Genomic DNA, 13,228 nt, shown 5'->3' with positions numbered 1-13,228 from the left:
TTTACAACAAATAAATAATAGAAAGCAAGGTGTTATCAACAGTGGGATTTCATTGCCTTTGTCGCCCATAAAAAAGACCATTACGTATCAAAAGAAAAATAGCCATCACAAAGCTGACAACACCAACAATTTCTAGCGCTACATTCAGAATGTGTGCCAGGTTAGCAAAGGCAACCAGATTTCCGCATAATAAAGCAACAATGAGAAATAGCACACATATAACAAGTTGTCGAGAAGAAATCTTTTCCATGAATCTCCTTTTTTATTTGCTGAAGCCATCTCAAGTTATCTATATCAATAACATCGCATATTTTAATTCTCCAAGCAAAAGCATATTATTTGTTGCAAGTTTGTTATGTTTCCCATAAGAAGAGAATTTGTAACTATTCAGGTCTGCTCAAAGTCAATCTTCAAAGATAGTTTTATCGCATAAGCGATAGTAAATAACGAAATAAATACACATCACAATGAGAATGATTGCAGCTTTTATTAATCCAATTACATCGGGTATAGTATAGATTAATGCCAACAGAATCACTGAGATGAGGCCATCTGCAACAGTACATTTTAATTTCTGTGGACGATTCGAGATCCTTGAATTTTTGAACACAATTAAAAGTGCTCCGATAAAACCAGAGATTAACAGTACATCGAAAAGTCCCGCATTCAACGCACGATCAGGGCTTGCATGACCGTATATTACATATGCCAATAACGTTCCAAACCAAATTGTATATGCAACTCTTGATAGCTTCTTAACGTTTCCAAGTAGCTGATTCATAATATTACCTTTTTCTTGAATGATTTATTTAATTTTTGATGCTACAACTATCAATAATTCCTTTTGTACTATAATCAGTCTTTTACTACTGTAATAAAAAAGAGAGACCAGTTACATATCCTGGCTGAGACATTTGTGCCAATGAGAAATCCTCGTTCAACTTCAAGCGAAATGCCGTAAAGGCAACTATGTATAGGTATACGAAGCATTGAAGGTGGAAGCTCCAGCATACATCTTGAAGGTAATATTGCCATTGGCACCATAACCCAGCGTCCACGTTTAATTCGGATTGACCACCTTGATCAAACATTTCTGACTATCATAACTATAGATGCTCGTGACAGCCGTCGGATAGGTGCTAGCTTTATGAAAGCAGTGAGCTTTAACGGCAGAGCTTATCAGAAGATCGAGCTTCTGTATACGCCACTGGACAAAAAGAAAGCCTGATACATCTTTATGTATCTACCGGGGTATGCAAAAAATTGTATGAGCAAGCAATGAGGTGCCTGGAAGGCGCTACGCAAGGATCGAGAGGATTGCAAGAGAGTATCTCTGCTACTTGACACCTGTTCCATATACCTTCTATGATGGACACTGGATGTCGGACATCATAGTAGTGAGTAACAAAACGTATTTATGGCAAATAATCAGACAATAACGCTTACAACTTATGTGGAACGTGCACGAAAAGTGCTCCTCTATGAGCAGCGTCTAAATCATCAAGATCAAGCGATCAAGCCTGGTGGTGTGGAGGCGTTTATCACACGCTGGTACGCCGATGCCAGCGCGGTTTATCGAGCACCTGAAGAGGATGTTAATCTTCTCCAGCGCTTCGTCACAAACCTCAACAGCTATCATCAACAAGATCCGGTACAACGAGCGGCCAGCCTGCGGGCAGCGCTCTCGACCCTCAACGAGTTGGAAGCCTTCGATAAAGGAGAAAGCTCATCAGTTGCGACAAAAACAGCCAGTCAGGGGAGCGATGCAAGCAAAACAATCGTTCAAAAAGAAAGCGTAAATGAGAGAGACAATGCGACAAGATCCAGGCTCCAGCAGGATCTTCCTGCTCCCGAGCCAGTCAAGGCTCCCAGGCAGGTAAAGCCTGCCAGTGTGGTCCAGGAGAAGCCTGATCCGATCCGCCTGGAGGCTGGGATGTCTCAGGGGCATAGCGCATTGACCTTGCTCAGTGCCGACATCACGGCTGTTCCGGGTGTTGGTCCAACGGCCGCGACGCGCCTCAACACGCTGAGCATCCGCACGGTCAGAGATCTACTCTTCTATTTTCCACGCGAGCATCGCGACTATAGCAAGCTGGAAAAGATTGCGCAGATCCCATTCAACGAGATCACGACCACCATGGGTATGATCTGGGATGTCAAAACTGTCCACACGGCCAACAAGCGCACGCGTACCATCGCGACGATCTCAGATGAGACGGGAAAGCTCTATATATCCTGGTTCAATCAGCCATACCTGCAAAAGCAGCTCCAGGCGGCCCAGAACAACTATATCGTTGTGACCGGCATCAAGCAGCGCTTCGGCAATAAAGTTGAGTTTTCAGTGCGCAGCCATGAGCTACCAGAACAGGGCGATCTCCTCAACACGGGACGCATGGTACCAATCTATCCCTTGACGGAGGGCTTGAGCGCCAAGGTCCTGCGCCGCTTCACCAAGTACGTGATCGATCGCTACGCAAAAATGCTCCCGGATCATCTTCCGCTCTCGGTACTCGCGGAGGGACAGTTGATGATGCTTTCGAAGGCCATCGAGCAGATCCATTATCCCGATAATGAGGAGCTACGAGCCACAGCGCATCATCGCCTCGCCTTCGACGAACTCTTCATCCTTCAACTCGGCATGCAGGAACGGCGTTCGCGCTGGCAGCAAGAGGCCAAGGATGGTAATGCCTTTACACGTTATGATCATCGGATATTCGTCGATCCAGGCACCAATGGCAAAGTTAGCAACAGTCTCAAACCACAGGCCACACCGGCACTCGGAGCAACGCTCTGGTCCGTGATCGCCACCGATGATTCATTTGAGGCGACACTTCCCTATTCATTTACCGATGCGCAGCGGCGAGTGATCCATGAGATCTTTGCGGATCTAGCGCGTAGCAGGCCCATGAGCCGGCTCCTCCAGGGTGATGTCGGTGCAGGTAAGACTGCTGTCGCGGCCGCTGCCCTCCTGCTTGCCACGCTCAACGGCTATCAGGGAGCGATTATGGCTCCCACAGAACTGTTAGCCGAGCAGCACGCACGCAGTATCGGCGCGATGCTCGACCCCTTTGGCATCAAGGCAGTGCTTCTGACAGGCAGTCAAAAACAGCGCGAACGCACCGCCGCTCGTCAGGCACTGGAAAGCGGTCAGGCGGCGATAGCAATTGGAACTCACGCCTTAATCCAGGACGATGTCAAATTCCACAGCTTGGGACTGGTGATCGTCGATGAGCAGCATCGCTTCGGCGTCGAGCAGCGTGATGCCTTACGAAAAAAAGGATTGCATCCTCATATGCTGGTCATGACAGCGACTCCTATTCCTCGTACGCTGGCTCTGACGCTCTATGGAGACCTTGATGTTTCAGTGATCGACCAGCTACCACCGGGACGTCAGAAAATCATCACGCGCTGGCGCACAGGCGCACGGCGCAGCGAATCGAACACTATGATCGAGCAACAGGTCGCAGAAGGGCGTCAGGCATTCATCATCTGCCCTCTGATCGAGGAGTCAGAGACACTGACAGCCAAGGCTGCCACCAGCGAGTATGAGCGCTTACAGCGCGAGGTCTTTCCACACTTACGGATCGGTCTCCTGCACGGCGCGATGAAACCTGCGGACAAAGATCAGGTGATGCATAGCTTCCGCGATCATGAACTGGATATCCTGGTAGCGACCTCCGTCATCGAGGTCGGCATCGATATCCCCAACGCCACCGTGATGGTCATCGAGGACGCCGACCGCTTCGGACTCTCACAACTGCATCAATTTCGCGGACGCGTCGGACGTGGCAAATATCAATCCTACTGCTATGTCTTGAGCGCGGAAGCGAGTATCCAGGCCCAGGATCGTCTAGGCGTCTTTCAGGATACCGATGATGGCTTCAAACTCTCGGAAGAAGATCTCCGCCTGCGCGGCCCAGGCGATTTTATTGGTGTGCGCCAGAGCGGTATGCCCGAGCTGCGCATCGCCAATTTGAGCGATACAAAGTTAATCGAGCAGACCCGACGAGCTGCGGAACGTCTCTGGCAGAGTGATCCTTATCTGCTTCAACCCGCCCATGCAGCATTACGAGAACGGATGCATCTTTTCTGGTACAACTATATGGCACACTAGCCACATTGATCCCATACATTCAAAGAGAAATACGTATCCACCGAAGAGGTCAAGCAAGCCGACGCCGCTACGTCGGTGAGCGTTTGCGCTGACAGGTAAAATCGTTTTTGTGAGGTGATTGATGGACACAATGGACATGGCGTGGCAAAATTGTGATGTACTCTATATAGTATAAATAGCGTAGGTGTTCTTGCTCACAAAGTTCATGATAAGGATGCTTACCTGGTAGGAAAGGATTCGTTTCATGAAAATACTGGTCTTCAATGCTGGATCAAGTAGTCATAAAAGTAACTTATACGACGTGGCCAATCCGCTACACGATGCGCCACCGGAGCCCCTATGGGATGCACAAGCCGATTGGTCGCAGCAGCAAGGGAAAACATCCCTGAAGATTCAGGCCAATGGACAAACGATCACACGTGAACTGGCAACCGACGATCGCGCCGAAGTCATTCACCAGATGCTACAAACGCTCTGGACCGGCGAGACAAAGGTCATCAACGATCTGACCGATATCGCCGTCGTTGGACATCGCGTCGTGCACGGAGGCGCAGATTTTAGCAGAAGTGTTCGCATAGATCAGCATGTTCAAGATACAATCGACAAACTCAGCGATTTTGCACCTTTACATAATCCAGCCAATCTTGCGGGCATCAAAGCTATTGAACAGATGAATAGAGATATCCCACAGATCGCCGTCTTTGATACTGCCTTTCATAGCCACTTACCGCGTGAAGTCCAGATCTATCCGGCGCCCTACGCATGGTATGAGCAAGGCATACGGCGCTATGGCTTCCATGGCATCAGTCATCAATACTGCACACGCAGGAGCGCCCAACTGCTCGACAAAGATCCAGGCGAGATCCGCCTGATCAATTGTCATCTCGGCAACGGCTGCTCACTGGCGGCCATTCACAACGGATATAGCATCGACACTACGATGGGCTTTACACCTCTCGAAGGTTTGATGATGGGCACACGCTCTGGCTCGATCGATCCAAGCATCCTGCTTTATCTCGAACGCGAAAAGGGATACACCGCAGATAAATTGGATCAGGTGCTTAACAAAGAGTCAGGCTTAAAAGGTATCTCAGGGATCTCTGGCGATGTGCGCTCCATCCACAAAGCAATCGAGGAGGGCAACGAGCGAGCTCAATTGGCGCTGGATATCTTTATCTATCGCCTGCGCTACTTTATAGGAGCAATGCTGGCAACCCTGGGCGGCGTCGATGTCCTGACATTTACCGGCGGGATCGGCGAAAATGATGCCATCATACGTGCCAGAGTCTGTGAGAACTTTGGATTTCTTAATCTCGCACTGGATCAGCAGGCCAATAACGCCAGGCCAATCGATCAGGATATCGCAACGCCCGACTCCTCAGTGCGTGTCCTGGTAGTTCATACAGAGGAAGATTGGGAGATTGCCAGAGAATGCTGGCAGCTTATCCAAAAGTAGCGTCGGACGCTTGCGTACGCTGTTCCAGTCCATCGTATACCATAGCTAGCCTCGTAAGGAAATCGTAGAGTGCCGGGATCGAGTGTGTCATACGCGTCACCGGGACAGCGTACGCAAGCGTCCGACGCTACTTTGGTACTTACATGGCACATAAATGAAACTACCTGAGTTGTTCAAGCGTGAATATAGTGAGCAGTAACCATTATTAATACACTATATTCAAAATAAATTGCTAAAGAAGGAGGGTGTAATGCCAAAACTATTAGATCGCATTTCATCACAAGCCAAATATAAGCAGGCTCAAGATGCTAGCCAGTCCGCCTATGAAAATGTCAAGGACGCCGCTCAATCTGCCTATGAGGCCACAAAAGATGCTGCACAATCGACTTACGCAACGACCAAGGACGCTGCCAAGTCAACATTGGAGACAACCAAGGACGCTGCCAAATCAACATTGGAGACAACCAAAGATGTTGCTCAGTCTACGTATGACAACGTCCAGCATGGTGTAAAGTCCGGTGTCACAAAGACGCAGGGCGCATTGGTGGCGGGAGCAGGCACAGCCGCAGTACTCCTCCAGCAGGGTCAGAAAAGCAGTAACAAGAAGCTGGAGAAAGCGCAGAAACAGCTGAGCGCCTTACAGGCAGAGGCACAGGATGCCTACAAGGTAAATAGTCGCCAGGCTCAGAAAAAACTGAAAAAGGCTCAGAAACAGCTGAGTCACTTGCAGCACGACGTACAAAGCAATGTCGGTTCAACACTGGTCTCGACACAGGATAGCCTGAACAAAAAGGCAAAACAGGTCAACAAGAACTTACAGCAAGCCAGCGCAAGCGTTCAGGAACAATACGAACACTATCAGAACAAGCGCAAACGTGCCAGAACATTATTCCGCGTTGGAATCGTCGCAGGCGTTGTAGCTGCATTGCTCTTGACTCCACTGACAGGTGCAGAAGTACGTGCTCGTATCGCAGCTCAGTGGGAGCAGTATCGCTCATATTTTGGGCTCTAACTTCCCAGAGACTGACACGAGATGGTAACGCATCCTCAAATTGACGAGCAACAAACAGGAGGCTGGACAAGTTCGGCCTCCTGTTTGTTGCTCACACTCCGATGATGGACCTACTCATGACCTGCTCAGGCTCATCACCAGCGGAGATTGATCATAGTGAGCCAGCAGGTCTGCTGGTCCATCATAGATCGCAATCGCCTTACTCAGATCTTTATCTTCCCAGCCGCCAGAGCGAAAAGCGATAGTACCGATCGCCGCCTGAGTGGCTGCCTCAATATCATAAGGCGTATCACCCAGCATCACCAATTCATGAGAATCTAGCTGTGCTTTCTTGATGGCGGCATGCATAATATCAGCGTCAGGCTTGGATTGTGGAGCGTCTTGCGCCGTGGTGACACCCTCAAAGAGCTGATCGACTCCAGGACCAATAATCTTCAAGAGAGCCTCTAACTCTTCAGGCTCGGCCGATGTCGCAATCACCATCTTTAGGCCCTGTCCATGGATACGTTCAAGCAGTTGTTTTGTCTGTGGAAAAGCTTTCAAAGTCGACAGATACTTTTGCTTAAAAACCTCTTTCCGCCGCTGACTGATCTGCTTCCCTTGCTCGCTATCTTTTGAAATATCCAGCACCTCAGGCAACACCTTATCTCCACCCATGCCAATCAAAGGTCGAACCCTCTCAAATGGAACAGTATGACCAAACGCCTGCATCGCCTCTATCCAGGCATGGGTATGGGCATCATTGCTATCCACTAAAGTCCCATCCACATCAAAGATGACACCTTTTATTGCCAGATCATGCCTCATAACACTCCTCTTTTCTACATCACATAATTCTCAGCTATAAAAAGCCGACGAAGTACTGATAGCACTCCACTTCTATCACTGATTCGTGTCACAAAAAGATGCTTACGAGTAGGATGCCTGTGCTTGAGCATTCAAAATCTTCCGCAGTAGCACCTTTGCTCGATGAAAATAGGTCTTTGCGGTGGCCTCCGGCATAGATAAAGTTCTGCCGATCTCGGAGAAGCTCAGTTGCGATGCATAGCGCAGTACGACAACGGCACGAAACTTGGGAGGTAACGACTCGATAGCCTGACAGAGATGGATTTGCAGATCCCGCCGCTCAAATAACTCTTCGGGCAACGGTCCAGGATCAGGAATATCGCCCAGCACAGAGAGCTCGCCATCGCCGTTTTCCACTTCTAATTGAGAAAAATGGATCGCGTAACGATGCCTGCGACGTAGCTCATCGACGCAACAATTGCGAGCCACCTGAAATAGCCAGGCTTTAAAAGGTTCAGTGGTGCTCAGCTTTGGGAGCGAGGTATAAAAGCGCAAGAACACCTGCTGTAAAACATCGCAAGCCAGATCATAATCGCCCAGAAAGTGGCAAACAAAGTTAAAGAGGGGAGTCTGATAGCGTTGTACGAGCAGCTCAAAAGCACTCTGATCGCCATCCAAAACAATCTGAGCAAGCAAACCATCCGGTTGCTCTGACGCTGGATCATTCATTGTTTTTTGAGTTTGCACGGGTAACCTCTTCATCTATGAATAGAATCACGATCTTACCATTTATTTATTTTTATAGTTACTAGCATATACATTCTTGACAGTAATTACAATAGCAGTATGATGAAAACAAGCGCAACAATTCTATTTTTAATCATATTTCAGCAGGTTTTTTTGAGCATAAGAAATCGCACTCATTGCAATTCGCACAATTTTTTCTCGTGGAGGAAAGGTTTGCTGATACGTGGTAAGCTGTACAGCGCCAGATTATACAACTTACCATGTAACCAGCAACCTGAATTATCGGAGGCAAAGATGGATTGTGAAGGATTATGCTGTCATAAAAAGATGTATCTGGAATATTTCGAGTTTAAGCGTGTTCAAGACGGCGCAATTCCACTTGCCCATTGCGGACACGCACAGCGAAGGTAGGCTGAGCATACACAGCGGGACTATTTGCGACACTACCATCACACATGCGAAATCCCGAGTTATGCCAGGGACAATAAACCACGCCATCTTCGTACGTTCCCTCATCCAGCGGACCACCAAGATGGGAGCATGTGGCAGCGATTGCATGAATAGTTGATTTATCTTTGAGCAGTACAGCCGCAATACCAGCCGCATCAACCCGTGTTAGTTTCCCTGGAACCAGATCTTGCTCGGCGATAACAGGCACAAAATCATCTGATCCACCCTCTGGAATCACACGATTAAAGCCCACACCATCGGCATACGCGAGGTCGCCGCCGATATAAGCCGCATAGAGCGACAGCGTGAATGCGGTACCGGCGAAAGCAATGGCCGTACGCCGCTGTCCCGCAACACGCAACAGCAGAGATGATAAATTTAAAACGGTAGCGCCGCTATTAATCATGGCGTGCAAGATACCGGTACGTTGATCCTGTCCATCGGTATCGACCCAATTGGCCAGACCAGTTGCCGCAGAGCCAGCTGCTCCAAGCAATCCGACCAGCATCAGCAGATCCGAGCTCCGAGCAACCCCATCATCCTCATTAGCCAGCCAGGCCAGATCAAGGATCAGTGATGCCGACCACGATCCAAGCGGTATAGTGACCAGCGCAGGATGAATTGGATGACCCGCCCAGACGCCCGCCAGAAAGTCTTTGATACGATAAGAGAAATCTTTCGGTTCGCCAAATACATCATGACTGACTTTTTGTAGCGATGAAGAAATCGTATCCAGCCAGGGCATTTTAGCAATCAGCCCGGCGCTATAATGGCGCAGTAGAGGTGAACGTGGCGGTGTGTCCATCCAACTCGTGGTTGGTAAGTTCGTCGAGAGCGTCTCTGAAGCCATAATGTTTCAATTCCTTCCTTTTTCCTCACGCATTGCAACGCGGTTTGTAGCGCGTGAGTCATATACACTATATACGCTTTACACGTTAGTAAGCCAGAAATAATCGCGAGGTGGATTCAGGCCAATCACAGAAAAGGGAATGTGTGGCTGGCGCGTACGCTGTAAGTACTGCTCAACGGCAGGATTATGTGCATAGAAGAGACGCGCGCATGCCAGAGCAGCGTCCATGGAGCGGAAATGAACTGACATTTCATCTGTGCATGGCAATGAGACATAGTGAAAACCATGTGCCACAAACCAGTCATGATCATCGGTGCGAGGCCAGATAATAATAATCTTACCTCCCGGCCTGGTCACACGCTTCAACTCCGCCAGTCCCGGCTCTCCCCCCTGATCATCGAGGGCAGTAAAAGCTGAACAAGACACGGCGGTATCGACACAACGATCGGGCAAAGGCAAGGCATCAAAGCGACCAGCAGCAGGAATAATGCGTTGTTGCTCATCACGTGCCATAATTTTGCGCTGCAACAGGCGTAACAAACCGGGTGAAGGCTCAACTGCATAGATGTGAGCGACACCAAAACGGAGACAATCAAAGGTAGCACGACCGCTGCCAGCGCCAGCGTCCAGCACGGCTTTATCGCGCAGATCCGCTTCGATCGCCCTAAAAATTCCTTGATGTAAATGCTCGCCTTCAGTTAACATCTCATACGACTCGGGTCTCTTCCAATAGATCAGCTCCCAAAAGAGATCATTTAGCACACGCTGCTGAGCCTCAACAATCTCCTCTGAAGAAAGTGAGCGCTGAAGTTCTTGCCGAAAGTATGACTGCTGTTCGACAGATAAGCTTTGATAGATACGTGTCCTCAACGCGGGCGAAACATCATGCATACTGTCTGCCAGCAAGGACATCGTCAATGACGTATGGTCATAGGCAAGCATGCTATGGATAGCCTCAGGATCAAAGACGCTCAAATCGTCGATATGGAATGGATTCTCAAATGAATGATCTTGTTGCAAAGACGCGTCACTACTGAGCATACGACTCCCTCTTCTTGTTTTATACATACTGCTTCGTATATATATACAGTGGCAACATTTATCATCGTCAACAACCAGCGATTTCAATAAAAATGCGGCTTGCCTACTCTTTTTCGTACGCTTCTTTTGCGCAAAAAGTTTCTACCATAGCTAAGACGAGTATCAATCAAGGAAGAGAGAGAGTCAACAGACAATCAGGCTCTCTTTGAGGCTAACTCGACAGTTTGCACGTGTAGTATAGTGTGACAAAACAGCTGGAGCTAACAGCCAGCGATCAAGCAAGACCGACTCTAATCCCTTTTTAGCGATCTACGCATGTGGACGTGCCCTGGAAGATCTCGTGAGAGCGACAGACACAAGGATGTCCACCAAAGCCACACATAATCAGGAGAACCATGCTGATGCGCACCGTACTCATTCTTAATCCAACCTCTGGGGAGTCGGCCCTGGCAACGACTCACAGTGAGACCGGCTCAAACGAGGAACTGATTCTTGCTGCCCTGCGTGCTCATAATATAGAGCCAACCGTTCTCTATACAACAATTGAAGATCCCGGTACAGAGATGGCTCAGCAGGCTGCTCGAGATGGGGCTGAGATTATTATTGCCGCTGGCGGTGATGGGACACTCCATGCGGTAGCAAGTGGCGTGATCAATACAAATAGTGCACTCGGCATTCTGCCAATGGGCACAATGAACAATATCGCACGCAGCCTGAAAATCCCGGAGGATATTGAGAGCGCGTGCGCGATTATCGCCACAGGCGAGACAAGTCAGATTGACGTCGGGAAATTGAACGACACTATCTTTCTGGAGGTAGCCGGAGCTGGTCTGGAGGCCGCCCTTTTCCCGGCAGCAGAAGAGGTAAAAAGTAAGGGCATCTGGTCAACATTCAATGGTGTTGCACATGGATTACGAACCATTATCTCCTTCACAGCCACTCAATTTACCGTCACATTTGACGGTAAGAAGCCTCGTCATGTAAAAGCTATCCAGATTAGTGTGTGTAACTCTCCTTATTATGGGGCACGGCTGCAATTTGCACCCTCAGCAATGATGGACGATGGATTGCTCAATGTACTCATTTATCGCAAATTTAGTAAATTTGATTATTTTCGGCACGCCCTCTCGATCAGTAAGGGGCGACGAGATCTGGCCCCTCGGATCAGTCGCCGAAAAGTCAAAACGATTCGTATTGAGTCTGAGCATCCAGTAGAGTTGCACGCCGACGGAGTCGCGCAAGGCTTTACGCCGGCCACAATTACCGTCCTGCCCGGAGTGTTGAAGGTTAGAGTACCGAAAAAATTGGCGCAAGGACCGAATATCACAACCCCGGAGCGCAAAAAAAGGACGATCTATCAAAAAGCCACCCGCGCAGAACAACCAGAGAAAGGCCCTGTGAATGTTTAAACGTAAGCCAACCAATGGATCTACCAGTAGTCCTATTCATCTTGATGCTAATAATAACGTCACACCAACACTGCCCATCATACCAGAAGTAGCCCCCGTCGTGAACGAAGTACAGCGCGTCGCCGCCGAAACATCGGTCTCGGGACGCCGAGCCGTCTCGCGTGGCACCATGTTTATGGCATTCTACCTCTGGATGCTTTCGGGTGCTGTGATCCTTTCCATCATCGCCCGCCGCACACAATTTTTCCCTGGAGATGTGTCGATCACCGAAAACCTCCAAAAGCATAAACAGCCCTGGCTCAGACGCTTCTTCTTCGGATTATCAGAGATCGGCTTCGCTCCCTACGCGATCCCGCAAACACTGGGAGCTGCTGGCATCTTCTGGGCGCTACGTTTCCGTCTGGAAGCTATCTTCATCTTATTAACATCATCAGCCACGCTGCTCAACGCGATCGTCAAGCGCGTCATCAAGAGGCCGCGTCCAACGACCGAGCTGGTAACGGTCGTCAAAGTGATCAACGAGCCCAGCTTCCCCAGCGGACATGTCATGTACTATACGAACTTTTACGGATTACTGATCTATCTCCTGGCCACCAACTGGCGCTCAGGGCGTATTCGTAATTCTCTCATCAGCATATTCGCCGGTTTGATCGCCTGCATCGGACCATCGCGGGTCTACCTCGGTGCCCACTGGCCCAGCGACGTTGCGGCCGGCTACATCTATGGCGGACTCTGGTTCAGCGGCATTATGGCACTCTATCTACGCGTCAAAGCCTGGCTGCATCCCTTAAAAGGGAAGGCTCCAGAAGTTGCCAAGCCGCTCCAGCAGCCCGGAGATGAAGAACTGGTTGGGGCATAAGACACAATCACGCATACACAAAAAAGTCAGGTCGACAGTTTGAATCTCTTTTAACTGTCGGCCTGACTTTTCTCAGTTGTGATGAGACGTTCGTAACTGAGCGGTTAAACCTCTACCGTCACACCATGCCAAAAAGCGATGTAGTCTTTGATCTCCTTGGCCGCATCTTTGGGCGCAGGATAATACCAGGCAGCATCTTTATTGACCTTACCATCAACTTCAACGCTATAGTAACTGGCAAGCCCTTTCCAGGGGCAGGTTGTGTGAGTATCACTTGCCTGGAAGTAATCGCGTTGCACAGCATCCGGTGGAAAGTACTGATTTCCCTCAATCACGATACATTTATCGCTTTCGGCGAGCGTTACACCATTCCAGGTTGCTTTGGGCATAAAAAACTCCTCTTTTTAAGTAGAGAAAGGTCTACCATATATATGAAGCGACAAGACTATTCTCTTTATTCTATCACGAAAAAGAGAGTCGATGTTCTCTATCAGTGATGCAACG

12 protein-coding genes are annotated in these 13,228 nt (G+C 49.1%); 5 read left to right on the top strand and 7 right to left on the bottom strand.

Annotation, left to right across the window (positions count from 1 at the left end):
- Positions 1-49: 49 nt before the first annotated feature.
- A complete protein-coding gene (locus AC27N8_RS25830; protein WP_487070807.1) occupies positions 50-250 on the bottom strand; it encodes a hypothetical protein in 201 nt (66 codons plus the stop codon).
- A 153-nt stretch (positions 251-403) separates the two neighbouring features.
- Positions 404-781 (bottom strand): hypothetical protein, encoded by a 378-nt coding sequence (locus AC27N8_RS25825; protein ID WP_487070805.1) that lies wholly within the window; start codon positions 779-781, stop codon positions 404-406.
- A 636-nt stretch (positions 782-1,417) separates the two neighbouring features.
- Here AC27N8_RS25825 and recG point away from each other — a divergent pair.
- From recG to AC27N8_RS25810, 3 genes are all read left to right on the top strand, one after another.
- Positions 1,418-4,114 (top strand): ATP-dependent DNA helicase RecG, encoded by a 2,697-nt coding sequence (gene recG, locus AC27N8_RS25820; protein WP_487070804.1) that lies wholly within the window; start codon positions 1,418-1,420, stop codon positions 4,112-4,114.
- A gap of 244 nt (positions 4,115-4,358) precedes the next feature.
- Entirely contained in the window at positions 4,359-5,570 is a 1,212-nt protein-coding gene (locus AC27N8_RS25815) for an acetate/propionate family kinase (RefSeq protein WP_487070802.1), read from the top strand.
- 250 nt (positions 5,571-5,820) lie between these two features.
- Complete coding sequence (locus AC27N8_RS25810; RefSeq protein ID WP_487070800.1) at positions 5,821-6,582, top strand: hypothetical protein; 762 nt, start codon at positions 5,821-5,823, stop codon at positions 6,580-6,582.
- A gap of 114 nt (positions 6,583-6,696) precedes the next feature.
- Here the strand turns inward: AC27N8_RS25810 and AC27N8_RS25805 are convergent, their stop codons facing one another.
- From AC27N8_RS25805 to AC27N8_RS25790, 4 genes are all read right to left on the bottom strand, one after another.
- Positions 6,697-7,389: an HAD family hydrolase gene (locus AC27N8_RS25805; protein WP_487070798.1), complete on the bottom strand. Its 693-nt coding sequence runs from the start codon at positions 7,387-7,389 to the stop codon at positions 6,697-6,699.
- 102 nt (positions 7,390-7,491) lie between these two features.
- Entirely contained in the window at positions 7,492-8,115 is a 624-nt protein-coding gene (locus AC27N8_RS25800; RefSeq protein WP_487070796.1) for an RNA polymerase sigma factor, read from the bottom strand.
- A gap of 349 nt (positions 8,116-8,464) precedes the next feature.
- Complete coding sequence (locus AC27N8_RS25795) at positions 8,465-9,415, bottom strand: Rieske (2Fe-2S) protein (RefSeq protein WP_487070794.1); 951 nt, start codon at positions 9,413-9,415, stop codon at positions 8,465-8,467.
- 78 nt (positions 9,416-9,493) lie between these two features.
- Complete coding sequence (locus AC27N8_RS25790; RefSeq protein ID WP_487070792.1) at positions 9,494-10,456, bottom strand: class I SAM-dependent methyltransferase; 963 nt, start codon at positions 10,454-10,456, stop codon at positions 9,494-9,496.
- Positions 10,457-10,857: 401 nt separating this feature from the next.
- Between AC27N8_RS25790 and AC27N8_RS25785 the strand changes: the two genes are divergently transcribed.
- Together AC27N8_RS25785 and AC27N8_RS25780 are read left to right on the top strand one after the other, a co-directional pair.
- Positions 10,858-11,865, top strand: a complete 1,008-nt coding sequence (locus tag AC27N8_RS25785) for a diacylglycerol/lipid kinase family protein (protein WP_487070790.1) — start codon at positions 10,858-10,860, stop codon at positions 11,863-11,865.
- Entirely contained in the window at positions 11,858-12,724 is an 867-nt protein-coding gene (locus tag AC27N8_RS25780) for a phosphatase PAP2 family protein (protein ID WP_487070788.1), read from the top strand. The genes AC27N8_RS25785 and AC27N8_RS25780 overlap by 8 nt, the downstream gene beginning before the upstream one ends.
- Before the next feature lie 104 nt (positions 12,725-12,828).
- Here AC27N8_RS25780 and AC27N8_RS25775 read toward each other — a convergent pair whose 3' ends face one another.
- Positions 12,829-13,113: a DUF427 domain-containing protein gene (locus AC27N8_RS25775; protein WP_487070786.1), complete on the bottom strand. Its 285-nt coding sequence runs from the start codon at positions 13,111-13,113 to the stop codon at positions 12,829-12,831.
- Positions 13,114-13,228 lie beyond the last annotated feature (115 nt).

The organism is Dictyobacter sp. Z7_2 (assembly GCF_057551105.1).
The sequence above is the reverse complement of the archived record's forward strand: the minus strand, read 5'-3'. Positions and strand labels throughout refer to the sequence as shown.